This is a genomic window from Sphingobium cloacae, from assembly GCF_002355855.1.
Taxonomy (GTDB): Bacteria; Pseudomonadota; Alphaproteobacteria; order Sphingomonadales; family Sphingomonadaceae; genus Sphingobium; species Sphingobium cloacae.
Genome location: NZ_AP017656.1, coordinates 339,220 through 361,874, shown reverse-complemented (window position 1 = coordinate 361,874; position 22,655 = coordinate 339,220). Strand labels below are relative to the sequence as shown.

The window sequence follows — 22,655 nt, the reverse complement described above, 5'->3', positions numbered from 1 at the left end:
ATGTCTTCCGAAGAGGAACCCCCATGTTTGCTCCCGACCCCGGCCTTTCGCCGAAGCGTCTGCTCCTGTGCAGTCGCGAGAATGCCCAGCGCGTCGCTACGCGCCTTTTTGACCTGCAGCCCGGCCGCGTCAGCATCGTGCGAACCGGCAATCCGCTGCAGCCTTTCCGCGTCTGCACCATGCCCTGCCGCGGCGAGCGTGTTGAAGTCGAGATGGTGTCCTGATGCGCCTCCTCGCACCCTCCCTTCTCGCGATGGTGATGCTCGGTCCGGCCGCGCCGAGCGGCGCACAGACGTTTGAAGCGCAGGCGCGCGCGCTCGACGGCGACACCGTTGCCGTCGACTTCCGATTGCTCGGCGTCGATTCCTTCGAGCGCCGACAGCTCTGCCAGCGCGCTTCCGGATGCTGGCCTTGCGGCAAGGCCGCCCAGGATCTCGCAGCGAACGCCCTGCGCTCGAGGACCGCGGTGATCCGCCTCACCGCTGCCAACTCTTACGGGCGACGTATCGCGACGGTGACGATGGCCGGCAAGGACCTCGGGGAACGCCTCATCCGCGCCGGTCTTGCCGTGCCCGAAATCCAGTATCTGAAGAACGACCCCGGTCGCGCTACCCGGTACCGGGCAGCGTTCGCGCAAGCGAAGGCGAGCAGGGCAGGGGCCTTCGCCGGCACATGGATCGAACCATCACGCTGGCGCCACGGGGAGCGTCTTCGCTGCGAGCGACGACCGGCCCCCTGACAATCAGGCCGACGGCATCGTCTCCGCCCACCAGGACGGACCCTGCTCGAATTCGCCATCGAGCTTCACCATCGGCCCATCAGGCGTATCGGCGACATAGGGATTGATGAGCGGCATCAGCGTGGTCTTCATCCGCTTCTGCTCTCCCGCGACGCGGCCCCTTCGTTCCAGAAGGTCCTCGAGCCACTCAAGATCGTCGAGCATGGCGACGACGCCGCGGCCCGCAAGGCAGAAGTAGATGCAGCGCTGGAAGTCGTCAGCACCATCGTTCGCGAGGATCGCTGCCAGCTTCAGCTTGCCACCGGGCACGCCTTCATGGACCCAGCTGACCGCCTCGCGCAGCTCACGGACGGAATAATAGGCGTCCTCGACGTCGATGCCGATCGCGGCGTTCGCGATCATCCTTCGCGTCGGTCGGTTGTCGGCATCCAGCGCCGCGTCCCGCAGCGTGATGTCGAGGTCGAACCGTTCTCTGAATCTGGCGGCCGCCATGGCAAATCTCCTGCGACCGGGAACGTAACGTGAACAATAGTTCCCGTCAACCGCGTCGTCTCCCCACCATTCAGAAGGCGCAATCGATGGATATCGAGATCATCGTCGGGCTTCCGCACCTTGGCGCCGGTCCGATCCTCAGGCGAGCCTGCACGCTGCGGCAGCCCACGCTGATCTCCGCGAACTGTCTGTCGCGCTGGTCAGACCGGCGCGGCTGGCGCGAATGGACGGGCTGGCGGCTCGATCAGCTTCGAAACGCACGAGGCCTGGCGTCGCTCTGCCTCGATTCCGGTGGGTTCGTCGCAGCGGCCCGCTATGGCGGCTTCCCATGGTCGCTGGCGGACTATGTCTCGCTTGCAGCTGCCTATCCCTTCAGATGGTGGGCGAGCGCCGACTATTGCGTCGAGGCCGAGATCGCCGCCGACCGAGAGGAGGTCATCGACCGGCTCGCCCGGACGATCCGCGCCAACCGCGATTGCCGCAGGCTCGCCGAGGACCAAGGCAACGCCGATACCTTGATCCCGGTGATCCAGGGCCGGCGGCCGACCGACTATGAGCGGTGCGTCGACGCCCTCTGGGGCTCGCTCCGGCCTGGGGCGCTTATTGGCGTCGGAAGCATGTGCCGGCGCGACATCCATGGACCGGAAGGTCTCATCGCTGTCGTCGATCACCTCGACCAGATCCTGCCGATTGGTGTCCGGCTCCATGCCTTCGGCGTGAAGGGGACAGCGCTGCCATTCTTGCTTCCGTTCCGCCACAGGATCGCTTCGATCGACAGCCAGGCCTATGGGATCAGCGCGCGACGGGCGGCCCACACTGCCCGCACCCCCAAGACGGACGAGTTCGTCGCCGATCACCTGGAGCGTTGGGTGGCGGGCCAGCAGCGCAGGCTGAGCTTGCCGCCACAGCGGCTGCCCCAGCAGCTCCACGCCGAGCGGGAGAACCCTCCGTCCGATCCTTGGGAAGCGGCGATTGCGCGAGCCCGTTCGGAAATCCGTGACCTCATCGAGTCCGGCGATCTCGACCATGACGAGATTACCGCAGCCTGGGTCGAGCAATGGGCCGCTGACATCCACCGAAGGCAAGCCGCCGAGCAATGAAGAGGGGAGGGGGAAGGGCAGGGTTGAGCATCAGGCTCGACGGAAAGAAGGCGCGCACCCGCGAAGGAGGCGCGACGCCAATCCCGAAGGAGACCCGCCTTGACCCCATCGCATCCGAATGCAGCCACGACGCTGTCGCTCTCCAAGATCATGCTTGGATACAATCCACGTCGCTATTTCGACCGAAAGAAGCACGAGGACCTGGTCGCGTCGTTCCGGCTGCGCGGCATGCTTCAGCCGATGCTTCTCCGCCCGGCAGCCGACGTCGACGACACCTACGTCGTTGTCGCGGGAGGCCGCAGGTATCGGGCCGCCCTCGAGGCTTTCGGTCCAGAAGGGGAGGTGCCCGTCGTCATCCGCGAGATGACCGACCAGGAAGCGCTGGAAGCGGCGATCGACGAGAACGACAATCGCGACGATGCGTCGGAGACGGAGCAGGCGGACGCCGCCGTTCGGGTTCTCGCCGCCTGCCAGAATGATCGTGCAGAGGCGGCGCGGCGGCTCGGCTGGTCCCAATCCAAATTCGACCGCCGCCTCGCCCTCGCGAATCTCTCCGACGCCGTGAAGCTCGCGCTCGATGAGCGCCGCATCAAGGTCGGGCATGCCGAGCTGCTCGCTGCCATTCCAGCGGACAAGCAGGACAAGGCTCTCGACACGATCACCGCTTCCGGTCTCGACGTCGGAAAAACGCGCGACCTCCTGATGCGCGTCACGCAGGATCTCGCCAACGCCTGCTTCGACAAGACCGAATGCATGGCCTGCCCGTTCAACTCCGGAACGCAACGAGCCCTCTTCGAAACCCATGTCGATGAAGGCCATTGCACCAATCCCGGCTGCTTCCAGCTCAAGACCGAAGCAATCGAAAAGGCCCGGATCGAGGCCCAGGAGCGCGCTGCGGCTGCCGCACAGGCCGAGGCCGCCGATCGGCAAGCGGACGGTGACGATGGGGAAGCTGCTCCCGACGCGGACGAGCTGGCAAATACCGACGACGATGGCGACGGTGCAGCCTCGCGTCCAGGGGTTCGAGCGACCGCGGTCGCAGCCAATCGGTCGTCGTCCGGCGCGATCGTCAAGCCGGCCGCCCGGGCTGACGGTGCGACCGTCTCCGTCAAATCGATCGCCGGCCGCACCGCCGACCTTCGGGAGGCGACCTGGCGAACGGCGCTTGCCCGGGGCCTCGCCGATAATCCCTCCCATGCGCATGCTGCGATCCTCGTCGCCGGCCTGACGGGTACGCTCGCGCAGATCAAGCCGGCCACCTTGACGTCCCGCGCCGGGCTGCTGGTCAGCCCTTCGTTTCCCGACCTGAGCTTCGGAGAGAAGATCGAGGGGATCCGCGCGCTTTCGGACGCGCAGGCAGCGACCGCCCTTGCCGCGATCGCAGCGGCCTATGCGCGCGACGTGCAGTCGTTCGCGCATGTCGCCGACCTTGCCCGGGCGTTCGCAATCGACATCCGGCACGGCTGGCGTGTCGATCGATCCTTCCTGGAGCGGTACACAAAGGACGAGCTCAAATTCATCGCTCAGGAGTGCGGCCTCATCGCGCACTTGGGCGAGAAGGCGTTCGCGAAGCTGCTCGCTTCCAAGAAGGCCGACCTCGTCGCCGGGATGCTCAACGCGGTCGGCTTCGATTGGACCGGCCGCCTGCCGAGCGGCATGACCCTCGACGGCAAATACGGGCCTCCTCCGGCTCCTCTTCGCGCCGAAGCCGACCGCGGTGTTTCCGCGATCGCGGCCTGACGGCCCTCACTCCCTCCGAAATAAGGACTGACAATCATGCTGATCGCAAGTCTCTTGCCGTTGCTCGGCCGCTACTCGCTTGGATTCGACCTCGTCGCGGGTCCGGGCGAGACCGTTACGTTGACCGTCATCCCTCGCGCAACGGAGGGCAAAGCCCAGCGCCTCGAGACGGGAGAGCTGCGGCCGATCTCGATCACGGCGACGGCAGCGGAGATCGACATCGAACTCGCCAAGGGGGCAGACGGCGCGCTCGGCCAGCTCATCGCTTCGCGCAAAACGCTCGCCGAGCAGATTTCCGAGCAGCGCGAGGCGGCCGAGGCCGCACGCGCGGCATCGGCGGAAGCGGCCAAGGCGAAAGCCGCCTCCACGGCGCCGCGACCGTCCCCGACGAGCAGCTCGCCGGCCACGCCGCCTCCGGGCTCGCCTCCGGCCGATGCCAAGTCGGACGAACCCGCCAGCCTCTGGTGAGCACCTCGAGCCCCTGTCCAACGCCAAGGAGTACGCCCCAATGCAGATCAACCAGCTTGACCGCGCCTATCGATATGACGGCATCGATCTCCCGGTTCCGCCGCATCTCGCCCACGACCCGCAGGCTCTGCGAGCCTATCACGCAACGCTCTACCCGGCGATCCTCAACGCCGAGACGGTCGACGTTGGCGTGACCGGCGGCGTCCACGTCACCGAGTACCGCCGCGCCGTCGGCACCAAGGGTTGATCGTGCCCCGCCGCCACGGCGGAGCCATCCCCGCCGCACCGCGCAAGACGCTTCTCGAATGGATCGAGTTCGATGATGGCAACGCAACCGGCATCTCCCAGCCTTCCTGCAGCATCCAGGCCCGGGCCCTCCATGCGCAGCTCGCGCTCGAGCCCACTCACCGAAGCCACTCCCCCGAGCCGCTTCAGCCACCAGCAAGCCTCCGACTTCCGCCGCTCGGCTGATCTCGCGGGCCGATCGGTTGAGATCTCGCCGGACATACCACGAACCTTCGACCAGCCTCTTGCACGACACCATAAGCTGATCGGGCGTTGGGTGGCGTCGCGCGAGAAGGCGACGAGACGATATTCCCGCTGCGAGGCGCGACGGCGCATCGAGCATGTTTTCATCTCTGCCGCTGGCGAGGCGCTGCGTCCGATCGATCTCGCCGAGCTTCGCGTGGTCGTGCTCAACGGCGAGTCCGAGGGAGCGCCGGCGATCGTGATCATCTGCGAGAGCATCGGCCAACTGGATCTCGGATGGATCGAGACCAGCGAGGCGCCGATCGCCTGGCGCGCGGCTGCCTACGTGGCGCTCGAGCAGACCCTGGGGGCTGCCCTGCCGATCTTCGGCTACCAGGATCTCTTCGACGAAATATCCAATTACTATTGGGACGGCGAGACCGACGATGACGCCGCCCGCCAGTGCCTCATCAACTATCACGGCGCAGATCCCGGCGACCTCGACGAAGTCGCCCTGCCGTCGACCATGGAGGCCAAGAAGCCCGCATGGATGATCGCGGCGAATGCAGCGCCGCTGGCGAAGCTGCCTCTCGACCTTCGCAAGGCACTACGCGAACTCCGCAGCGCTCACGACGCGCTTCGGCTCCTGCCGGGAGATTGCAACGCCTGGCACTTCGACGGGCAAATTCTCTACGAATATGTTCCCGGCCTTGAGGAATGTTCGACGCTGCCCCCGTTGACGCTCGTGCCGGTCGAGTTCTTCGCGGCCGAGGTGGACGATGTCGGACGCCACGGCATGGAATACGGCTTCATGGATGTCGCGGGGATCTGTCCGCTCTCCGAGGCCGCGCACGTCGAGCGATGGTTCGCGTCGCTGCGGACCGGCGCTCACTTCCTGCTCGCTGCGCAGCAGCTGATCCAGCTCGATCCCGACAAATTGTGAGGCCCCCATGCCGGACCATAGCGCCCATTTCGAAGCCACCGCCGGAGGCATGGTGCTCACCAACGCCATCCTCCTGTACCGCACCGAGACCCCCCGCGGACTCGATCCCCACCGCGCCCCCAGGCAGGATGGACATGCCTTCGCCAGCATCCATCATGTCGAGCATGGCGGCGAAGGCGGGCCGACGATCGCCGCCGGCACGCCGCTGACCCGCGCCCACCTTCGCCAATGGACCGAGGCGCTCGGGCGCGCAGCGCCGCCTCAGATCCTTCCCCACAATGTGCTGGTTGCCCATCGCGACATGCTCGCCTGGTGGACGCCCGAGCAGGTCCGCCCGGCTTATTTCGATCTGTCCACACCGCCGGCCGGCCTGCGCGTTCTCGCGCAACGGACGATCCGGCCCGTTCCGTATCCCGCCCAGCTGTTCGTGGCGACGCCGCGCCGGCTCGGGGTCTATGCACTCGCCGAAAATGAGCGCCCCTCGGCGACCACGCGGGTGCTCCACTCGCCGGTCCTCAACGTCTTCGTCGATGGCTCTCTCTGCTGGGGGAACATCCCGAGGCCGCGCACGCTGGACGTCGCGGCCATCCCCGACTTCGAGCGGGCGCTGTTCGATTCCTGGTCGACGCACCCCAATCCCGGGCAGGAGCTGACCGTCACCGGCAAGGGTGGCCTGCTGAAGCTCTGGGACGACCTTGCGGCGCGCCAGGCGACGCGCTTCCCGGTGAGGCGCCTCCGGCCGTTCACCGGCACGAGCCAGCGACCTCCATCGAGAAAGGCCAACGCCGAACCGATGACGCTCGAGCGGCTGATCGCTGAAGGCGCGGCGTCATGACCGTCCTCGCCGACGATCCGACCGCGGCCGCCATTCTCGCAGCGGCGTCCTGTTATCCGGTTCCGCCGGTCGGTCGGTCCCCCGCGATCGACGCGGTACGCGCCTCCCGCACAAGCCAATGTCTCGCGGTCGGGAGGGACGGAGTCATGCTCATCGTGCGACGGCCATGGCTCGAGCTCGACATTCCCGTCACGCCGCCGTTTCCCGCCTACCTGCCTTATGGGAGCGTCGGCGAGCGCCGGGCGGAACTACGCTGCGGGCTAATGCCCCGCGAACTGCTCGGCCGGATTCTCGATCACTTCCGAGCGGCCTTGCCCAACGAAGCTGCCGCCTTCGTCCTGTGGAACGAGAATGAGCGAAGCTTCTCGATCCACTACCCCCAGATCGACGATGCCACTCCGTCCCGCGTGACCTATCGGTCCCCGATTCTGGCGCCCGACCAACATCTCATCTGCGACATCCACAGTCATGCGCATGGCGCGGCATTCTTCAGCGCGACGGACGATGCCGACGACGCGCACTCCACCAAGATCGCGCTGGTGCTCGGCCGTCTTGGTCAACCGGAAGGACCCGCCATCGCTTCGCGATTGTGCGCCGGCGGGATGTTCCTGCCGCTGCCGCGCAGCCCGTTTTCAGGAGACGACGATGCAGCCTGACATCCCCAATCGCCACTATCTTCCTGCCGGCTTCGACAATCGCGCGATCAAGGTCCTTCTAGTCGGCTGCGGCGGAAATGGCGCGCAGATGCTGATGGGACTGGCTTCGCTCGAGACAGCGCTACGCGCGATCTCCACCCGGTCGCTCCAGGTCACCGTCGTCGATGACGACGTCGTCAGCGAAGCCAATCTCGGCCGGCAACCCTTCTACCGATGCGACCTCGGCGCTTCCAAGGCCCGCACGCTCGTCGAGCGGATCAATCTCGCGCACGGCCTTTGCTGGCGAGCCGTCCATGGCCGCGCTCCCGAAGCGGTCAAGATCGCCGACGTGGATATCCTCATCAGCTGCGTCGACACCGCTTCCGCGCGCCGCGCCCTCGGCGCCGATCTGGCGAATGGGAAGCCCGTGCCCGCCTACTGGATGGACCTCGGCAACCGCGCCGGAGACGGGCAGTTCCTGATCGGGTCGCCTCGCCGCTCCACCGCCCACGACCGGCGGCGCCTCCCGACCGTCGTCGAATATTTCCCCGAGATCGCCGACGAAACGGAGCCCGACGACGATGCGCCGTCCTGCTCGGTGGCCGAGGCGCTCGAACGGCAGTCGCTTTTCGTCAACCGCGTCCTGGCAAGCCACGCTCTGGCGCTGCTGTTCGACCTCGTCGGGCGCGGGTCGATCGGCCACGCTGGTGGCTTCATCAACCTCGTTCGCGGGCAATGCGTCCCGATCCCGCTTCCCGCGGTCGAGGAGGCGCAGGATCAGCGCGTATCGGCCGCGCTGCCCGGACCCGCGTGATGGGCGCTCGATCCTCCAGGGCCGAGGTGCGCAACCCCGTTCTTGCCCTGCCGGCGGTCGCCCGGCTCCGGGCGCTCAGTCCGGAGGCGCGCCTCGCGCTGCTGTCCGTGCTGCTCGACATCCAAAGCGAAGCCCGGCTGCGCGCCGAACGGAGCTGGCAGAGCCGCAAGCCGCCGGTTGCCGCATACTGGGCCGCCTGCGGTGTCTATGCCGGTCACATCGCGCGCGCGATCGGCCCCGGGGCCAGGGCGTCGGCGCGGCTGACCGCCAGGAAAAGAAGAGGGGGAAGGGGAGGGGCGAGCGGACGTGCGCTTTAGCCCGGAGAACCTCCCCATGCACTACGATGTCGCGATGCGCCACCAGCAGGCGCTCGATCCCAGCGCGCTGACCACGATGGCAGCCACCCTCCACGCGATCGGTGCCGCCATCACCGACTGCCGCAACGCGGGCAAGGACCCCGAGATCGACGCGGCGGTCATCCTTCTCGCCCGCCACCTCGGGACTGTCTGCGAACGCCGCCCGGACGACATGGCGCTGCGCCGCAACTGCTTGGACCAGATCGCCGAGATCCGGCGCCACCCTGTCCTGCGGACCCTCGCTTGTCGTGGTGTCGCCTACGACGAGGCTGCCAAACGCACCTTTCACAGCGAGGGGCGCATTGCCATGCGCCGGCTCGCCGAGGCCCTTGGGCTGGAGGCCGATAGCTACGAGGTCCGCTCCAACAAGGGTGGTCCGGCTGTCTCGGGCGAGATCACCCTCCACGGCGAGGAGGTGTACGTCCACCTCAGCCTGGGCGCGATGGGGGCCGGCCGCGAAATCCTGTTCCGGCGCTGCAGGGGGCGCAAGGACTATACCGGCGGGCGCAACCACTTTGCCTCGATCGCCGAATTGCTGGCCCCGGACCGCTTCGCCGACCGGCTCCGCCGCGAACTCGCGCTCTCGCCGCCGGTCCGGCAGTCCGAGCGCCTCTTCGCCTGACGCCGCCAGTTACCAGGCCGCCGCCCTTTTCCGGAGCCGTCATGCCACCCATCGCCCAGCTCGCAGCCGCGGCAGCGGCCACTCGGTCCTATCCGGCCGTCCCCGGCCTGCCGGACATCGCCATCACTTCCGAGATTGTCGCCGCGATCCGCGCCGGCGCCTGGATCGTCTTCAACCTCTCAGGCGGCAAGGACTCGAGCGCGGCCCTGTTCGCGGTCAACCTTCAACTCGATTCACTCGGCCATCCGCGGGCGCGGCGGATGGCGATCCATGCCGATCTTGGCCGCGCCGAATGGGATTCGACCCCCGATACCGTCGCGCGCATAGCCGCTAGCGCCGACGTGCCGCTGACAGTCGTGCGCCGGGCGGCCGGCGACCTGGTCGACCGCTGGATCCAGCGGTTCGAAAGCGGCAAGCGCCGCTACGAGGCGCTCGAGACCTACAACCTGATTGGTCCCTGGTCGTCGGCATCGCTCCGCTTCTGCCAATCCGAGATGAAGGCGGCCGTGATCGGTCCGGCGCTCGCCAGAATGCTGCGAGGCCAGCAGATCATCTCCGTTCTGGGCCTGCGCCGCGACGAAAGCCACAACCGCGCCGCCACCCCGATCGCCAAGGCCGATCTTCGCCATGCCAAGGCCGGGAACCGGCACGGCACCGCGATCACCCTCTGGCACCCGATCGCGTATTGGAACAGCGAAGACGTATTTCGTGCTCACGGCACGCTCGGCATCACCCTGCACGAGGCCTATTCGATATGGGGCGCAACGCGCCTCTCGTGCCGCTACTGCATCTTCGCCTCGCTTCACGACCTGTCGGCTTCTGCCGCAGCCCCGGCGAACACCGAGGCTTATCGCGAGCTCGTCGGCATCGAGGCGCGATCGACCTTTCCATTCCAGCCGACACGCTGGCTCGCCGACATCTCACCGCATCTGTTGAGCGGCGGGCTCCGCGCGGACGTTGAACGCGCCAAGGCCGACCAGCTCGAGCGCCGGCATCTCGAGGCCTCGATGCCGGCAGGCCTCAGATACGTCAAAGGCTGGCCTCCGCGGATGCCCACCCTCGCCGAGGCCGAGGATATCGCCGCGGCACGGCGGCCCATCCTGGCGCGCCACAGGCTCGAGAACCGCTATCCGACAGGATCAGCCGTCCAGGCGCGCTTTGCAGAGCTGAGGGTCGCGGCCGGGCGGCAGATGTCGTCGTGACGACGATCCATGCCGCCGCCGGCTCCTTCCGGATCGTCGCCCGCATCGAGGACCCGCCGCCCCTGGGCTGGCGCTTCTGGATGCTTGCCGGCTTTCCGGGCGATCCACTGGATCCGAGCGCCTATGGCGGCTCGCGCTGCCTCGCGCTTACCGTCGTCGACATCGATGGCAGCGACCGCTGGCTCTGTGCGATGGAGCTCGACCACAGCCTCCGCCTGCTGTGCTCCCATGATCTTTTCCCCTGCCCGAGCCAGGCAGGTGCGGACGCCTTCGCACACGCGATCATCGCCCGCCACGCGCGCCGGCCCGCGCTCCTCTGACCCACGGACCACGTCCCATGCAGACCGACCGCAGCCAGCGCTGGCGCGAACGGCGCGCTCTGTGGGCGCGCGATCTCACGCTGATCGATCCCGGCGCCTACAGCGTCGACGTCATCGATCACGCCGCCGCGCGCGCCTTCATCGCGCAGCACCATTATCTGCCCCGCTATCCGGCCGCGCAGCTCGCGGTGGGGCTGTTCGCGCGCAAGGGCGCGCTCGAAGGCGTTGCCGTTTTCGCCGTTCCGACCACCAGCGCCGTCGTCTCGCGCCACACCGGGTTTGACGATCCTCGCCGCGGCTGCGTTCTCGCGCGCCTCATTCTGACCGACGCCGTGCCGCAGAACGGCGAGAGCTTCTTCGTCGCGCGGGCCTTTCGCCACCTGCGCCGGGAACGGCCTGGGATCGAGGCGGTGGTGTCGTACAGCGATCCAGGGGCGGGGCATATCGGCCGCGTCTATTGTGCGCTCTCGGCCGCCCACCGCGCAGTCACGAAGCCGCGATCGGTCCTTCGGGTCGGCAACATCACGATCTCGGGGCGCACGCTGTCCAAGATCCGCCTGGGCGAGCAGGGCCAAGCCGGCGCAATCGATCAGCTCGTCTCGCTGGGGGTCCCGAGGCCGCGTATCGGCGAGGAGCCGCGAAGCTGGTTGTGGCGGCTCCAGCGCGAGCGCCATCTCGTCACGCATCAGCAGGCTGGGCTGTTCGCCTATTGCTTCGAGCTGACGCGCGAGGCCCGCCGCCGCGGCCGCACCCTTCCGCGCCTGCCGTATCCCAAGGCCCTTCCGCCGCGAAACGCGCTGCTTCCGCTCATTTGGCGCGATCAGGAGACCCTCCATGGCTGACATCACGCAGCTGCCCGTCATAACCGCGGCCGATGCCGAAAGCATCGGCTTCGCCCGCTTCAACGACGTGCCGACGCTTCCGATCGACATCCCCGACGGCAACTTCACGATCAGCGCCAAAACCACCGACGGTCGTCGGATCACGTTCTTCTTCGGCGAATACAAGCGCGGCTCCCCGCCAAGCTTCGTCGACATCCAATATCACGACAACGGGACACGCATCGCCAACGCGAACGGCGGTACGTCACCGACCTTCGACATGCTGACGATCGGCCTGGGCGGCCGGAACGTCTTCGACAGCCGCAGGCTCGGACCCGACGACAAGCCCTCGATCGCCGTGATCCTGATGGGCGAACCGACCGTCCCGGCACCCCAGCACGACACGGCCGCCGGATAACTGGCGAGACCCGCTTTCGAGAGGCGGCCCGAAGACACCCGCCTCTCCGGCGATGTCGCATCGGACAAGCGAGGGGAGGGGGGCCTTGAGTTTGGCGGCATTCAGCCGCGTTCAAGCCCGAGGCCCCTATGATCACCTCTGCCACGCCGAGGCCGGTCGACACCATCATGGTGTGCGCGCCGCCGCCGGTCGTCCTCGCCTATGGTATCGGCGTGGACTCCACGGCCCTGCTCGTCGAACTCGATTCGCGGGGCGAGCCGCCGGACTTGGTTCTCACGGCCGATCCCGGCGCCGAGAAGCCTGATACGTACGAGTACCAGAAGTTGATCGCGGCGTGGATGGCCGCGCGGCGCATCCCCTATGAGGTGGTCCGCTACGTGCCGCAGCGCTTCAAGCACTGGCCACCCTATTACTGGATCCTGGCCAACGTGCTCACCAATGCGACGCTCCCCAGCATCAGCCTTGGCCGGCATAGCTGTTCTCTCAAGTGGAAGGTCGCGCCGCAGGACGCCTACCTCAAGCAATGGGCGCCGGCCCAGGCCGCGTGGCAGCGAGGCCAGAAGGTCGTTCGGCTGATCGGCTACGATGCCTCGCCTGCCGACACGCGTCGCTACGCGCATGCGTCCGCGTTGAACGATCCGCTGTTCGAGTGCCGCTATCCGCTGCGTGAGTGGAACTGGAACCGCGACCGGTGCGCCGCGCGTATCGAGCAGGCCGGTCTTCCGATCCCTCCCAAATCGAGCTGCTTCTTCTGCGGGGCAATCCAGCCGGACGAAGTACGGGCGCTGCCATCCTGGTGCCTCAGGCTGATCGTGCTCATCGAGGCGCGCGCGGAGCCTCGGCTGCGCACCGTCGAGGGGCTCTGGCGGCGTTCGACCAGGACGAAGCCCGGCAGGATCACAGACTTCATTTGCGCCGAGCGGCTGCTCCCGGCCGCCGAGATCGAAGCCATTCGCCGCGATGCACCCACCGATCTCATCCGGTTCCAGGATGCAGCGAGCATCGTGCCGCTTCCCCAGCGGCCGACGATGGAAGCCTGGATCGAGACCTTCAACGCCGGCCTGATGGAGGCTGCATGACCGATCAGCTATCCCGCATCGCCGAACTCAACGACCGCTGCCGGCACGGCCTCGATCCGACTGCCCGCGTCGTCATCACTGCGGCTTGCGTCGCCGCCTTCGCCGGCGATCTCTCCGCCCAGGCCGAGCTGCTCGCAGCGATCCGAGGTTACGCATTCACGCGCGACGATGGCCCGGAACGCTCTCGCGGGGAGTTCACCGTCCGTGGCCACGCCGTCCGTTTCGCGATCGACTATTACGACCGCGCGCTGGGATGGGGATCGGAAGACCCTGGCGATCCGCACGTCACCACGCGAGTCATGACGATCATGCTGCCCGAGGACGACTGAACCTGGGAAAAGTGAAGGGGAAGCGGGTCGGGCAGTAGGCGCGTGAATGCAAGCGGACCTACCCTGCGAATGACCTTGGGGCCCGCCGCAGACGCGCCTTTCCGCATCCATCGTCCATCCAAGGGAGAAGCCCATGCGACGGATCGCCTCCGCCACGCCCGCTGACGGGCACGCCATTGCGGTAGCCGTTGAGCGGCTGCGCGAAGCCCGTACCTTGCTTCGCCAGGCCGGAGCGCGTCAGGCTGCTTCGGCCGCCGGCAAGGCGATCAGCAGCGCCGAAGGCGCGGCGCGCCATGTCCAGCATCGCATCCGGAGGACGATGGAATGAGCCGTCACGACCTTCAGGCCAAGCCGGACAGCCCAGACGTCGTCCGCGCGACGGTCGGATGGGACCGGCCGCTTCAGACCTTCTTCGCGCAAGTCTTCTTTCGCACCGAAGACGAGCCCGCCGAAGGCGAGCCCCTCGTCTGGATCGGCACGGAGCCGGGCGAACTCCTCTCCGCCGAGGCCGCGATCGCCGTTGTCGCGCCTCATGCCATCATTCCTCCCGATCTCCGCCGGCAGCTCACTGCCGATATGCAGTCGTCCATCGGCGTCGAGGATGGCAGCCAGCAAGTCGCCGCCAAGCGCTACCTGTTCGGCTCGACTCACTGAAGCTGCAATCAGACAGGTGCCGGCGCGGCCGAGCCGCTGCCGCCACGATCCTTTCCAAGGCTCGATCATCACCGATCCCGCGATCACCGCGCGGTGGCCGAACGTGCGCGCTGCGCCGCGCCCAACCAGAGGAGACCATCATGGCCGACCGGGTATCCGCCTCCATCGTCATCGGCGGCGCGCTTGACGCTCCCGCCTTCGCAGAACTTGCCGAGCTCATCGCCGCCGAGCGCCTTGCCGTCGAGTGGGACGGCGATCCGTTCGAGCCGGAACATCGCGTCGACGGCGAGCCGCTTCGCCTGTTTGCGCACGAAGTCGCAGGCGGTCGCTTCGAGGAGATCGAGGACTGGTGCGTGATGCATCGCGTCCCCTTCGTACGCTGGTGCGGGGGCTATTCCGGGCAGTGGGGACCCGAGCGCGTCGTCGCCATCGGCGACGGCAAGGCGGTGTCCTATGCTGTCACCGAGGACGACGAGGTTGTTATCAGCCGCAGCACCATCGCGGCGCTTGGCTCGCTCGATGCGATCTTCGCTCATTTCGATGCAGCGGAATTCGTAGCGCCGGCGCTCGTCGTTGCGGATGCCGCTCCCGCGCTCACCTCGACTGACGGAGCGCACCATGTCCAATAGCTACACCAAGGCGGCGTTCGACCTGACCGTCACCGTCGCCGAGGCCGACATGCTCCGCCGGGTCATCGCCACGGTGGAACTGATCGACGACACCGAGGCCGGGATCGACGTTCGCGAAGCGCATTATACCAGCCTTGGCCCGGACTTCGCCGCCCTGTTCCCGCGCAGCGACGAGGACCCGTTTGGGGGATTGCTCGACCTCTTCGAGGATCCGCAATATCCCTATCTCGATTTCGATGTCGCGTTCAGCGAGGCCGACCAGCTCGGCCGGGTGCTCGTGACGTTCTCGGGCGAGCAGTTCGGAATCGATGTCGCGGCCAGGCTGATCCAACATTGCGCGCGCTCGGCGCTGCCCTTCGGGTTCGAATGGGCGTCGGATTGCGACAGGCTGCGGATCGGGGAGTTCGGCGGCGGCTATGTCGTCATCAGCGAACACGGCATCAGCTATGGCCACACGACCCAATTGCTCGACCGTGCAATTGCCCGGGCACGGGATGAAGGCGCCGACGGATTCGTCCTCGCGATCCGCGATCCGCAGCACGGGCTCAGCTTCTGGAACGACGATACCGGCTTTGACCGATTGTCGCGCGCGCGGGTCTTCAGCGAGGCCGAGGCCGCGAACCATAACGTGCCTCTCGCGCACGACCAGCCCGAATGGCTGGCGATGCCGGAGCCCCTGCGCCTTTGATCCGAACGTCGCGATTGCGCGATCGACACAGACGTATAGCATCGTCGCCGGAGATGCCGATGACTTCGATACCCACCGATCACGACGCGATGCTGGCCGCGCTGACCCGGCTGATACCGATCGCGATGAGCGATACCGGCCAGTCGCGCCGGGTCGCGAACTTCCTGATGGCGTGGTGGAACGGGCCGGAACTCGGCCATTTCGAGATCGCCGACCTGTTCGGGCTGGATGTCGCTGTGGCCAACGATATTGCGACCATCGTCGGCTATCTCGGACAACGCCCCGGCGCTATCTACATCGATGCCCTCGGCTTCGCCGAGGAGATGCAGGACATCATCGCGCTCTGGCGCAAGCCGGTCTCGACTTCGGCGACCTGACCGGGCGCCGGTACCCGAATTTTCGGACCGAGGCCGCCACAGACACCCCCCCCGGAGGGGCGCCAAACCTTGCGCGATATCCATCGCGCGCCATAACGGGAAGTCGTCGGGCGAAGATCGCCAGGGCGTATCCTTTCGTGGGAGGTGCGGTTGCCGGAAGAGAACAACCTGGTCGCGATGACGATCGAAGTCGTCGCAAGCTACGTGGCGCACAACAATATCCGACCCGAAGACGTGCCGGACTTCATCGCCAAGACTCACGCTGCGATCACCGGCATCGCCAAGGAACCCGAAACACCCGCCGAAGAGACACCGGCGGCCGAGCCCGAGTTCACGCCGGCCGTCTCCGTGCGCAAGAGCCTCGCCTCGCCTGATCACATTCTTTCGATGATCGACGGCAAGCCCTACAAGTCGCTGAAGCGACATCTCAGCAGCCGCGGCCTGACCCCTGCTGAATACCGCGTCCGCTATGGTCTCAAGTCCGACTATCCGATGGTGGCGCCCGGTTACTCGGCGCACCGGCGCGAGGTAGCCAAGCGTCTCGGTCTGGGTCGCAAGCGGCAGGAGCCCACAGCGCCCGCCGAGGCAGCACCGCCATCAGGTGACGCCGCGCCCGCTCCGCAACCGAAGCCCCGCGCCCGCCCCGCCAAGGCCGAGGACACGCCCCCCGCCCAGGCCAGCGCCAAGACGCCGCGGCGGCGCAAGCAGCAACCCGCAGACGCTGGCGCAGTCGAGGCCTGAGGTTCCGGGCCCAGGCACCTGCGGGACGATCCCGACGGCGCCGAAGAGGCGCTCGTCGGAGCGGCGCTGACGCGCCTTACTCGGCCGAACGGCCGAGGAGCTGAGTGGGTGAGAGAGAGTGTTCGGACAAGGGGTTCGAGCGCTCAATCTCAGGAGACTTCCCATGAACATCGGCACCATCACCCAGAACGCCAGCGGCACCTACACCGGCAAGATCTCGACGCTCACCGTCGCGATCGTGATCGCGCTTCGGACGGTCCAGTCGACCAACCCGCGCGCGCCCAAGTTCGAAATCCTCGCACTGTCTGCCGCCCGCCAGTGGGTGCAAGTCGGCGCGCTCTTCGAGCTCGCCTCCAACTCGACCGGCGAGACCTTCCTCAACGGCAAGATCGAGGATCCGAGCCTCGACAAGCCGCTCTACATCTCGGCGTTCCGCCAGGAGGACGGCTCCTACAACATCGTCTGGTCGCGCCCCACCCGCCGCCGCGAGGCGCCCACCGACACGGTCGCAACCGACGACGGCCTGCCGCCGCTGCCGGGGACCGAGCAGCCGGCCGCACCCGTGGGAACCGACGGTCTGGGTGAGTCCTCGGCCGAAGGCGCGTTCGGCGGCAGCGAGCCCGCGCCGGGCGGCCGCCGGCGCCGCACGCCCGAGATGGCGGACTGATCGCCGCCAACCGATTGGCGCGCAGCTCCTCTGCGCGCCGACGCCACGACAGGGCCTGCTTCGCATCACCGCGAAGCGGGCCCTTTTTTTGCCAGCGTGCGACCACGTTCTCTTCCCGTCGGCAACACATCATTGAACAAACCCACCCAGTGATGTATATGCCTATGTATATGCAAAGGAGTCTGCCGTGACGCCCGATCATGAAGCAACGGTCACCAGAGAAGCGAAGCTGTTCCGCAACAACAAGAGCCAGGCAGTGCGCATCCCGGCCGATTTCGAGCTGCCTGGAGATCGGGTCATGATCCACCGGGAGGGAGATCGACTGGTCATCGAGCCGATCCGCCGCCGAAACATCGTTGAGGTCCTTGCGAGCCTCGAACCCCTTGGCCCCGAGGATGAATTCCCGGACATCGACAGCACCTTGCTTCCGGCCAAGGCCATCGAATTGTGACCCAGCTCTACATGCTCGATACCAACATCGTGTCGGAACTCGCGCGAAACCCGCACGGCGCCGTAGCCACCCGGATCGCGCAAGTCGGTGCCGATGCGATTTGCGTCAGCATCATCACCGCGGCCGAGCTGCGCTACGGCTGCGCGAAGAAGGGGTCCCCCAGGCTCCTGGCCCAAATGGAGGCGATCCTCGGCAGCGTGTCCGTGCTTGCGCTCGATGTCCCGGCGGACACTGAATATGGCGGTATCCGAGCCGAGCTGGAGAGCGCGGGCAAACCCATCGGGCCCAACGACCTCTTCATCGCGGCTCATGCCTATGCGCTCGGCGCCACATTGGTGACCGCCAACATCGGCGAGTTCTCCCGCGTCCGGGCCCTCAAGGTGGAGAATTGGCTGAGCGACGTCCATTGAGGCGTTCGCACCGAGTGACGATAGCTCCCCAAAGTCGCCGGTCCTCTCCGTCTGCCCGGCACGCCGTCCAACCCTGTTCCGCTCAACCTCCAAGACATGCCGATCCAACCGCCTCCCGCTGCGCACCCCTCGCTGTTCATGCCCCTGAACCGGCCGCCCCGCGTCCACCGCCCGCCGAAGATCGGCCGCAACGACCCGTGCTGGTGCGGATCGGGCAGGAAGTTCAAGGCGTGTCACGACGGGCGTGAGCGGCTGCCGCAATTCAACCACCACCATGTTGCCGAGGCGTTCCGCAAGGAGCTGCGCCGACGCTACTGCTCCTATGCCGGCGAGGCCGGCGAGCCATGTGGCGCCGAGATCATCGGCGCCCACACTGTCCAGAAGGAAGGCGGGCTGCGGGCGATCTCGCGCGCTGGGAAGGTCTATTCTCTCATCGCGACGATGGGCGGGCTCGAGAAGAATGGTGGCCGCCTCGACCCGCGGCTGGTGGGCATCGGCGACGCTTCGGTCTTCCCGGGCTTCTGCTCGACCCACGACAACGATCTCTTCAAGCCGATCGAGGACAAGGACTGCGCGATCGGCGCCTGGGAGGCGCTGCTCTTCGCCTATCGCGCGGTGTCGTTCGAAGCCTTCTTCAAGCGCGCCATGCTTGCCGTAGCGCCGCTCTTCGCACGGTTGGACGAGGGCCTGCCCGTCGAGGACCAGGAACTCGCCCAAAACATGGCGCGCAATTTCCATCACGGCGCTCTCGCGGGCGAGGCCGGCACGCGCGCCCGGAAGGCGGCCTATGACGCGCGGGTCCGAGCCCGGGACGCGAACGGCTTCTCCTATGCCTGGACACGCTTCAACGGGCTCCTGCCACTGGTCTGCTGCGGCGCGTTCCTGCCCGACAATGATCTGACCGGTCGCCCGCTCCAACGACTTGCCCATGGCACGGGTACGTTCGAACAGGTCACGCTCAACATCACATCCTATGGCGGCCAGTCGGTCATCGTCTTCGGGTGGACCGGCGGGCCCGAGGGCCCGGCGGAGCGCTTCGTGCGGTCCTACCAGGACCTCGGGGACGATGACCACGCCGCCGCCGCGGTCCGCCTTGGTCTCGAATATCTCGAGAACAGCTATCTGAGCCCAGCCTGGTGGGACGCACTGACCAACGCCGAGCGCCGCCGTCTCGTCCGCCATTCGATCGAGACCCACGGTCCGCGTACGGCGGCCGTCTCGCTCGGAGTGCGCCAGCCAGTCCCCCATCTGCACCTCCGCGTCATCGACCGGGGCGGGAGCCTGCCGACCCCGGTCTGAGCCGCCGGCCGGCGGTTGGTCGTTGCAGGGGCGCCGCGTCCCAGGGCGCCGCGGCCTTCCTCCGCCTGTTCCTGCCACCTGCGGCGTGACAGGCCGGCCCCGCAACCCCTGCCGGTCGCCCGTGTTGCCGCTCTCGCGGCTGCCCGCGCCAGCTCCCTTCAGGAGTTCCCCTCCGCTCGCGCTCCGGTGCGGAGCGGGCCTGCACGCCGCTCCCCGGTGGCACCGGCGGAAAGGCCGCTGGACCCAACAAGGAGCATCGCCATGAACAACGTCAACATCGCCGGCCGGGTCGCCAAGGATCCCGACACCCGCGGCAGCGTCACGACCCTCATCGTCGCGACCGACCGCGTGAAGCTCAGGGACGGGAAGACCTATGTCGACGAGGCGACCGGCTATACCGCCAAGGAAACCGAGTTCCACAAGGTCACCTGCTTCAACGGCCTTGGCAAGGCGGCCGCGTCGCGCGAGAAGGGCAATGTCGTCGCAGTGACGGGCCGGCTGCACTATTCGAGCTGGGAAGACCGCGACGGCATCACCCGCTATGGTTGCGAGATCATCGCGGACAAGCTCGACTTCTTCTGAGCGAATGCCCGGGCGGCGCTCCGGCGCCGTCCGGATCGGTCGAGCCCCGCTACCGCGCGTCAGCGTCAACGGGCGGCGCGAGCGGCGACACCGCGCTCGCATGGACCCACGCTCGGGCAAGCTGGCCGGTGAGCGGATCGCGATACACCACCAGGCGCCAGCGCCCCTGCCGCCTCTCGATCGCCAGCGCCATTCCGTCGGGCGCCTTCAGCACCACGGCGCCCTCGCGCCGCGGTTCGCGCCGAAACGTCGCATCCCGGCTCAGCTCGGCCCTTGGAAGGTCCGCGACATAGGCTTCGTCCGCGCGCGCCTCGGCCTCGTGATAGCGACGGGTCTCCTGTTGAAGCGCCTCCACCTTCTGGTTCAACGCGGCGAACGCCGCTTTCTCCTCGGGCGACTGATCAGGATGGAGGGCGGCGATCGCCAGCAACAGGCCGAGAATACCGGCCAGCCAGCCGGACCATTGGAACAGGCCCATCTCGTGCAGCTCGGCGATCGTCCGCGGACCGAGCTGCTGCACGAACCCGACGATGAGGTCGATCAGCCGGCCCTGCAGCTCGGCGCTTTCCTCGTCCGTCGACGCCGCAAGGATCGCTTCGGCGATCCGCTGCGTCTCAAGCACCATCTCGGCCGCGAGCGCCGTCGCCGACTGGACCACGCCTTCGCTCGCGCGAAGCGTCATCGCATCGAGCAGCCGCATCTGCTCGGCAATGGCCCCAAATGCCGACAGGCGCGGCAGCGCGTCCTCGATCATCCGGCGGTAGGTCCCGCCGGTCGCCGCGGCGGCGATCGCGCTCGCCATCGTCGACCGGTTCAGATCGAAGGTCTTCACGGTGTCGAGCAGGCTGCTCGAGAGGCGACGCTGGTCGTCGAGCAACCCTGCGTTCCGGTCGACGATGCTGCGCGCGGTTTCAGAGATCGACAGCGCCCAGGCACTGCTGGTGAGCTGCCGGAAATCGCGCTGGTGCCGACGATCCCGCTCGAGCATATCGAGGACGCCGCGATAGGGAGCGCCGAAGTCCAGAGCCAGCCGCTTTCGCACGTCGGTCGCCTCTAGGATAACCTGGGCGGCGGTGCCGCCGCCGAGCAGCTCGCGGTAGCGCCGGGTGCGATCGCGCTCCTCGCGCAGGAGGCGCTCGACGCTGCTCTCGGGAAAGCCAAACGGATCCTTCATGCGCGCGATCCTGTCAGATCGTCCCCCTCCGCGCGACCGGCAATCGCCGCACCAGAGCATCCGCTGGAGGGCGGCGCATCCCGGCCTTTCGCGCTGCTCAGGCCGGGACCGGCGCTCTACTCGCCTCCGGCTCCCGGAGCCCCGCGATGCGCGGGTCTCCGCCCTTCGGGTGACGATCACCTTGCGGGGGGCCTGGCTGCACCGTGGTGACCAAAAATCTCTCTCTCTGACTTCCTAGATATGACGTGCGGGGATTCGAGCCCGTCAAGGATGAGCGGTCCCCCCAATTTTCACGAGCCCGCAACGCCCGCTGCGCGTCCGTTCCGCGCCCGAGAAAATCGGCTCCCCCGCTCCCCGCTGGCGCGGCGCTAACCGGGGTCCGGCTGCGCCGGCTTCCCGGTTAACGTCCCTGACCGACCCGACCGCCGCACGTCGAAGGAGAAGCCTCATCGAGTGGATGAGATCCAACGGAGGCTATCATGCAGACCACTTTCACCAACTTCGCCGACCTCGCCAGCCACATCGCGGCAAGCCGAGAGAACGAGGAGCTGACACAGACCTACGACGGCGCTTTCATCGAGCCGAACGAGATGGCGAAGCTCAGCATCGTCGACGCGCCGGAGGCACTCGACATGCCCGATCCCGAGCAGGTCCGGGCCGCCGTCGACATGATGATGCAGACGATGTTCGATGTCCTTCGCGACACGCGCATGGAGCCCTTCGCGAACGATCTCGCCTGGGGGTTCGCCAACAGCTTCCACGTCGTTGCCAAGCGGATCGAAGGGCGCGAGGACGATGCCGCCAAGAAGCTCGGCGAACTCGCCCGCAACTACGATCCGTCCGAGATCTACGCGACCGAACTGGAGGACACGCAGCTGCTCTGCCAGACCCTCCAGGGGTGCCGCGAGGCAATGGAATGCATGCGCGATCACGCCGCCGAGGTGTACCGCGTCGAGACCGGCAAGCCCTTCTCGCCGGTCCGCGGCAGCAGGGTCTCCAGCGCCCTCAACGCCTCGATGATCGACGCCCGTGACTATCTCGCCTCGCGCGCGCGGGAACGCCGCGAGCAGTTCGCACCAGAGGGTCCCGTGGTCGCCTTCTCGGGCGGGCAGGTCTGGGAGGATGCCGACCTCCTGTGGAACGGCCTCGACAGCATCAAGGCCCGCATCCCCGAGCTGATCCTCGCGACGACGGCGCAGGCCAAGGGCTGCGATGCGGTGGCACACGCCTGGGCGGCATCGCGCGGCGTCAAGGTCATCCAGTTCCGTCTCGACCGCAGCCAGGGCAACCGCGCGGCCTTCGTCCGGAACGACCGCATCCTCGGCCTGAAGCCGGTCGAGGCGGTCATCTGCGAGGGCTCAGGCATCCAGCAGAACCTCGCCCAGAAGCTGCGCCAGGCAGGCGTGCCGCTGCACATCGTTCGGCTCGCCCACCAGCGCACCGCACGGCGGGCGTGAGGCCCTGGCGGAGAGGCTCCGGCTACGGCCGGGGCCTCTCCTCCTTTTGCTGCGTCACGGGCGGCGCTCGGGGGCATCGAGCCCCCTCGCGCCGCGAGGAGCCGGCGCCGACGCGCCGCCGACCTGCAGTCCCGCGAGGCGGCCA

The 22,655-nt window shown here is 67.5% G+C and carries 32 protein-coding genes; 30 read left to right on the top strand and 2 right to left on the bottom strand.

Going from position 1 to position 22,655, the window contains the following annotated elements:
* Window positions 1-23 precede the first annotated feature (23 nt).
* Window positions 24-224 (top strand): hypothetical protein, encoded by a 201-nt coding sequence (locus tag SCLO_RS20430; protein ID WP_042469284.1) that lies wholly within the window; start codon window positions 24-26, stop codon window positions 222-224.
* Window positions 224-739: a thermonuclease family protein gene (locus SCLO_RS20425; RefSeq protein ID WP_053003299.1), complete on the top strand. Its 516-nt coding sequence runs from the start codon at window positions 224-226 to the stop codon at window positions 737-739. Before SCLO_RS20430 ends, SCLO_RS20425 begins: the two co-directional genes overlap by 1 nt.
* A gap of 3 nt (window positions 740-742) precedes the next feature.
* Here SCLO_RS20425 and SCLO_RS20420 read toward each other — a convergent pair whose 3' ends face one another.
* The gene (locus tag SCLO_RS20420; RefSeq protein ID WP_042469282.1) at window positions 743-1,231 is read right to left on the bottom strand and encodes a hypothetical protein; all 489 of its coding nucleotides are present in this window, start codon (window positions 1,229-1,231) and stop codon (window positions 743-745) included.
* Between the two features lie 86 nt (window positions 1,232-1,317).
* On the opposite strand from SCLO_RS20420, the gene SCLO_RS20415 reads away from it, so the two are divergent.
* The 27 genes from SCLO_RS20415 to SCLO_RS20285 all read left to right on the top strand — a co-directional run bounded on the left by SCLO_RS20415 (window position 1,318) and on the right by SCLO_RS20285 (window position 19,879).
* The gene (locus SCLO_RS20415) at window positions 1,318-2,331 is read left to right on the top strand and encodes a deazapurine DNA modification protein DpdA family protein (RefSeq protein WP_042469281.1); all 1,014 of its coding nucleotides are present in this window, start codon (window positions 1,318-1,320) and stop codon (window positions 2,329-2,331) included.
* A gap of 150 nt (window positions 2,332-2,481) precedes the next feature.
* Entirely contained in the window at window positions 2,482-4,071 is a 1,590-nt protein-coding gene (locus SCLO_RS20410; RefSeq protein WP_174521970.1) for a PRTRC system ParB family protein, read from the top strand.
* Window positions 4,072-4,107: 36 nt separating this feature from the next.
* Entirely contained in the window at window positions 4,108-4,539 is a 432-nt protein-coding gene (locus SCLO_RS20405; RefSeq protein ID WP_042469277.1) for a PRTRC system protein E, read from the top strand.
* 40 nt (window positions 4,540-4,579) lie between these two features.
* A complete protein-coding gene (locus SCLO_RS20400; protein ID WP_042469276.1) occupies window positions 4,580-4,786 on the top strand; it encodes a PRTRC system protein C in 207 nt (68 codons plus the stop codon).
* A gap of 132 nt (window positions 4,787-4,918) precedes the next feature.
* Window positions 4,919-5,950 carry a hypothetical protein gene (locus tag SCLO_RS20395; RefSeq protein ID WP_226998470.1) on the top strand — a complete coding sequence of 344 codons (1,032 nt, stop codon included), beginning with the start codon at window positions 4,919-4,921 and terminating at the stop codon, window positions 5,948-5,950.
* Between the two features lie 7 nt (window positions 5,951-5,957).
* The gene (locus SCLO_RS20390) at window positions 5,958-6,785 is read left to right on the top strand and encodes a PRTRC system protein B (protein WP_042469275.1); all 828 of its coding nucleotides are present in this window, start codon (window positions 5,958-5,960) and stop codon (window positions 6,783-6,785) included.
* Window positions 6,782-7,441, top strand: a complete 660-nt coding sequence (locus tag SCLO_RS20385; RefSeq protein ID WP_066518908.1) for a PRTRC system protein A — start codon at window positions 6,782-6,784, stop codon at window positions 7,439-7,441. Before SCLO_RS20390 ends, SCLO_RS20385 begins: the two co-directional genes overlap by 4 nt.
* Window positions 7,431-8,234, top strand: coding sequence for a PRTRC system ThiF family protein (locus SCLO_RS20380; protein WP_066518906.1), 804 nt, complete (start codon window positions 7,431-7,433; stop codon window positions 8,232-8,234). Before SCLO_RS20385 ends, SCLO_RS20380 begins: the two co-directional genes overlap by 11 nt.
* Window positions 8,234-8,551 carry a hypothetical protein gene (locus SCLO_RS20375; RefSeq protein ID WP_226998469.1) on the top strand — a complete coding sequence of 106 codons (318 nt, stop codon included), beginning with the start codon at window positions 8,234-8,236 and terminating at the stop codon, window positions 8,549-8,551. Before SCLO_RS20380 ends, SCLO_RS20375 begins: the two co-directional genes overlap by 1 nt.
* A gap of 16 nt (window positions 8,552-8,567) precedes the next feature.
* The gene (locus SCLO_RS20370) at window positions 8,568-9,212 is read left to right on the top strand and encodes a hypothetical protein (protein WP_066518937.1); all 645 of its coding nucleotides are present in this window, start codon (window positions 8,568-8,570) and stop codon (window positions 9,210-9,212) included.
* 41 nt (window positions 9,213-9,253) lie between these two features.
* Window positions 9,254-10,414 (top strand): phosphoadenosine phosphosulfate reductase domain-containing protein, encoded by a 1,161-nt coding sequence (locus SCLO_RS20365; RefSeq protein ID WP_042469268.1) that lies wholly within the window; start codon window positions 9,254-9,256, stop codon window positions 10,412-10,414.
* Window positions 10,411-10,734, top strand: a complete 324-nt coding sequence (locus tag SCLO_RS20360) for a transposase (protein WP_066518905.1) — start codon at window positions 10,411-10,413, stop codon at window positions 10,732-10,734. The genes SCLO_RS20365 and SCLO_RS20360 overlap by 4 nt, the downstream gene beginning before the upstream one ends.
* Before the next feature lie 17 nt (window positions 10,735-10,751).
* Complete coding sequence (locus SCLO_RS20355) at window positions 10,752-11,576, top strand: Mom family adenine methylcarbamoylation protein (RefSeq protein ID WP_066518903.1); 825 nt, start codon at window positions 10,752-10,754, stop codon at window positions 11,574-11,576.
* Window positions 11,569-11,973 carry a hypothetical protein gene (locus SCLO_RS20350; protein ID WP_042469264.1) on the top strand — a complete coding sequence of 135 codons (405 nt, stop codon included), beginning with the start codon at window positions 11,569-11,571 and terminating at the stop codon, window positions 11,971-11,973. Before SCLO_RS20355 ends, SCLO_RS20350 begins: the two co-directional genes overlap by 8 nt.
* A 128-nt stretch (window positions 11,974-12,101) precedes the next feature.
* Window positions 12,102-13,052: an adenine nucleotide alpha hydrolase family protein gene (locus tag SCLO_RS20345; protein WP_066518901.1), complete on the top strand. Its 951-nt coding sequence runs from the start codon at window positions 12,102-12,104 to the stop codon at window positions 13,050-13,052.
* Entirely contained in the window at window positions 13,049-13,381 is a 333-nt protein-coding gene (locus SCLO_RS20340; protein ID WP_066518898.1) for a DUF3768 domain-containing protein, read from the top strand. Before SCLO_RS20345 ends, SCLO_RS20340 begins: the two co-directional genes overlap by 4 nt.
* Window positions 13,382-13,514: 133 nt before the next feature.
* Window positions 13,515-13,709 carry a hypothetical protein gene (locus SCLO_RS20335; RefSeq protein WP_042469259.1) on the top strand — a complete coding sequence of 65 codons (195 nt, stop codon included), beginning with the start codon at window positions 13,515-13,517 and terminating at the stop codon, window positions 13,707-13,709.
* Window positions 13,706-14,035, top strand: coding sequence for a hypothetical protein (locus tag SCLO_RS20330; protein WP_066518897.1), 330 nt, complete (start codon window positions 13,706-13,708; stop codon window positions 14,033-14,035). The genes SCLO_RS20335 and SCLO_RS20330 overlap by 4 nt, the downstream gene beginning before the upstream one ends.
* Before the next feature lie 140 nt (window positions 14,036-14,175).
* Window positions 14,176-14,664, top strand: coding sequence for a hypothetical protein (locus SCLO_RS20325; protein ID WP_066518896.1), 489 nt, complete (start codon window positions 14,176-14,178; stop codon window positions 14,662-14,664).
* Window positions 14,654-15,352: a hypothetical protein gene (locus SCLO_RS20320; protein WP_066518895.1), complete on the top strand. Its 699-nt coding sequence runs from the start codon at window positions 14,654-14,656 to the stop codon at window positions 15,350-15,352. Before SCLO_RS20325 ends, SCLO_RS20320 begins: the two co-directional genes overlap by 11 nt.
* Window positions 15,353-15,411: 59 nt before the next feature.
* Window positions 15,412-15,729: a DUF7673 family protein gene (locus tag SCLO_RS20315; RefSeq protein ID WP_042469311.1), complete on the top strand. Its 318-nt coding sequence runs from the start codon at window positions 15,412-15,414 to the stop codon at window positions 15,727-15,729.
* 150 nt (window positions 15,730-15,879) lie between these two features.
* Window positions 15,880-16,470, top strand: coding sequence for a MucR family transcriptional regulator (locus SCLO_RS20310; RefSeq protein WP_231923450.1), 591 nt, complete (start codon window positions 15,880-15,882; stop codon window positions 16,468-16,470).
* Window positions 16,471-16,633: 163 nt separating this feature from the next.
* The gene (locus SCLO_RS20305; protein ID WP_030541254.1) at window positions 16,634-17,137 is read left to right on the top strand and encodes a DUF736 domain-containing protein; all 504 of its coding nucleotides are present in this window, start codon (window positions 16,634-16,636) and stop codon (window positions 17,135-17,137) included.
* A 187-nt stretch (window positions 17,138-17,324) separates the two neighbouring features.
* A complete protein-coding gene (locus tag SCLO_RS20300) occupies window positions 17,325-17,588 on the top strand; it encodes an antitoxin (RefSeq protein WP_047100244.1) in 264 nt (87 codons plus the stop codon).
* Window positions 17,585-17,998 carry a type II toxin-antitoxin system VapC family toxin gene (locus tag SCLO_RS20295; RefSeq protein ID WP_048574953.1) on the top strand — a complete coding sequence of 138 codons (414 nt, stop codon included), beginning with the start codon at window positions 17,585-17,587 and terminating at the stop codon, window positions 17,996-17,998. The genes SCLO_RS20300 and SCLO_RS20295 overlap by 4 nt, the downstream gene beginning before the upstream one ends.
* Window positions 17,999-18,094: 96 nt before the next feature.
* Entirely contained in the window at window positions 18,095-19,297 is a 1,203-nt protein-coding gene (locus SCLO_RS20290) for a YecA family protein (protein WP_048574954.1), read from the top strand.
* Window positions 19,298-19,558: 261 nt separating this feature from the next.
* Window positions 19,559-19,879, top strand: coding sequence for a single-stranded DNA-binding protein (locus tag SCLO_RS20285; RefSeq protein WP_042469252.1), 321 nt, complete (start codon window positions 19,559-19,561; stop codon window positions 19,877-19,879).
* A gap of 49 nt (window positions 19,880-19,928) precedes the next feature.
* Here SCLO_RS20285 and SCLO_RS20280 read toward each other — a convergent pair whose 3' ends face one another.
* The gene (locus SCLO_RS20280; protein ID WP_066518892.1) at window positions 19,929-21,053 is read right to left on the bottom strand and encodes a hypothetical protein; all 1,125 of its coding nucleotides are present in this window, start codon (window positions 21,051-21,053) and stop codon (window positions 19,929-19,931) included.
* A gap of 479 nt (window positions 21,054-21,532) precedes the next feature.
* On the opposite strand from SCLO_RS20280, the gene SCLO_RS20275 reads away from it, so the two are divergent.
* Entirely contained in the window at window positions 21,533-22,510 is a 978-nt protein-coding gene (locus SCLO_RS20275; protein ID WP_048574804.1) for a DUF2493 domain-containing protein, read from the top strand.
* Window positions 22,511-22,655 lie beyond the last annotated feature (145 nt).

Excerpts from the sequence above, each read along its gene's own strand:
- SCLO_RS20405 (WP_042469277.1), top strand. The coding sequence starts at position 4,108 with ATGCTGATCGCAAGTCTCTTGCCGTTGCTCGGCCGCTACTCGCTTGGA.
- SCLO_RS20400 (WP_042469276.1), top strand. The coding sequence starts at position 4,580 with ATGCAGATCAACCAGCTTGACCGCGCCTATCGATATGACGGCATCGAT.
- SCLO_RS20325 (WP_066518896.1), top strand. The coding sequence starts at position 14,176 with ATGGCCGACCGGGTATCCGCCTCCATCGTCATCGGCGGCGCGCTTGAC.
- SCLO_RS20410 (WP_174521970.1), top strand. The coding sequence starts at position 2,482 with ATGCTTGGATACAATCCACGTCGCTATTTCGACCGAAAGAAGCACGAG.
- SCLO_RS20370 (WP_066518937.1), top strand. The coding sequence starts at position 8,568 with ATGCACTACGATGTCGCGATGCGCCACCAGCAGGCGCTCGATCCCAGC.
- SCLO_RS20350 (WP_042469264.1), top strand. The coding sequence starts at position 11,569 with ATGGCTGACATCACGCAGCTGCCCGTCATAACCGCGGCCGATGCCGAA.
- SCLO_RS20395 (WP_226998470.1), top strand. The coding sequence starts at position 4,919 with ATGCGCAGCTCGCGCTCGAGCCCACTCACCGAAGCCACTCCCCCGAGC.
- SCLO_RS20385 (WP_066518908.1), top strand. The coding sequence starts at position 6,782 with ATGACCGTCCTCGCCGACGATCCGACCGCGGCCGCCATTCTCGCAGCG.
- SCLO_RS20305 (WP_030541254.1), top strand. The coding sequence starts at position 16,634 with ATGAACATCGGCACCATCACCCAGAACGCCAGCGGCACCTACACCGGC.
- SCLO_RS20320 (WP_066518895.1), top strand. The coding sequence starts at position 14,654 with ATGTCCAATAGCTACACCAAGGCGGCGTTCGACCTGACCGTCACCGTC.
- SCLO_RS20430 (WP_042469284.1), top strand. The coding sequence starts at position 24 with ATGTTTGCTCCCGACCCCGGCCTTTCGCCGAAGCGTCTGCTCCTGTGC.
- SCLO_RS20280 (WP_066518892.1), bottom strand. The coding sequence starts at position 21,053 with ATGAAGGATCCGTTTGGCTTTCCCGAGAGCAGCGTCGAGCGCCTCCTG.
- SCLO_RS20425 (WP_053003299.1), top strand. The coding sequence starts at position 224 with ATGCGCCTCCTCGCACCCTCCCTTCTCGCGATGGTGATGCTCGGTCCG.
- SCLO_RS20420 (WP_042469282.1), bottom strand. The coding sequence starts at position 1,231 with ATGGCGGCCGCCAGATTCAGAGAACGGTTCGACCTCGACATCACGCTG.
- SCLO_RS20330 (WP_066518897.1), top strand. The coding sequence starts at position 13,706 with ATGAGCCGTCACGACCTTCAGGCCAAGCCGGACAGCCCAGACGTCGTC.
- SCLO_RS20335 (WP_042469259.1), top strand. The coding sequence starts at position 13,515 with ATGCGACGGATCGCCTCCGCCACGCCCGCTGACGGGCACGCCATTGCG.
- SCLO_RS20275 (WP_048574804.1), top strand. The coding sequence starts at position 21,533 with ATGCAGACCACTTTCACCAACTTCGCCGACCTCGCCAGCCACATCGCG.
- SCLO_RS20390 (WP_042469275.1), top strand. The coding sequence starts at position 5,958 with ATGCCGGACCATAGCGCCCATTTCGAAGCCACCGCCGGAGGCATGGTG.
- SCLO_RS20380 (WP_066518906.1), top strand. The coding sequence starts at position 7,431 with ATGCAGCCTGACATCCCCAATCGCCACTATCTTCCTGCCGGCTTCGAC.
- SCLO_RS20355 (WP_066518903.1), top strand. The coding sequence starts at position 10,752 with ATGCAGACCGACCGCAGCCAGCGCTGGCGCGAACGGCGCGCTCTGTGG.
- SCLO_RS20285 (WP_042469252.1), top strand. The coding sequence starts at position 19,559 with ATGAACAACGTCAACATCGCCGGCCGGGTCGCCAAGGATCCCGACACC.
- SCLO_RS20345 (WP_066518901.1), top strand. The coding sequence starts at position 12,102 with ATGATCACCTCTGCCACGCCGAGGCCGGTCGACACCATCATGGTGTGC.
- SCLO_RS20290 (WP_048574954.1), top strand. The coding sequence starts at position 18,095 with ATGCCGATCCAACCGCCTCCCGCTGCGCACCCCTCGCTGTTCATGCCC.
- SCLO_RS20340 (WP_066518898.1), top strand. The coding sequence starts at position 13,049 with ATGACCGATCAGCTATCCCGCATCGCCGAACTCAACGACCGCTGCCGG.
- SCLO_RS20365 (WP_042469268.1), top strand. The coding sequence starts at position 9,254 with ATGCCACCCATCGCCCAGCTCGCAGCCGCGGCAGCGGCCACTCGGTCC.
- SCLO_RS20375 (WP_226998469.1), top strand. The coding sequence starts at position 8,234 with ATGGGCGCTCGATCCTCCAGGGCCGAGGTGCGCAACCCCGTTCTTGCC.
- SCLO_RS20315 (WP_042469311.1), top strand. The coding sequence starts at position 15,412 with ATGACTTCGATACCCACCGATCACGACGCGATGCTGGCCGCGCTGACC.
- SCLO_RS20415 (WP_042469281.1), top strand. The coding sequence starts at position 1,318 with ATGGATATCGAGATCATCGTCGGGCTTCCGCACCTTGGCGCCGGTCCG.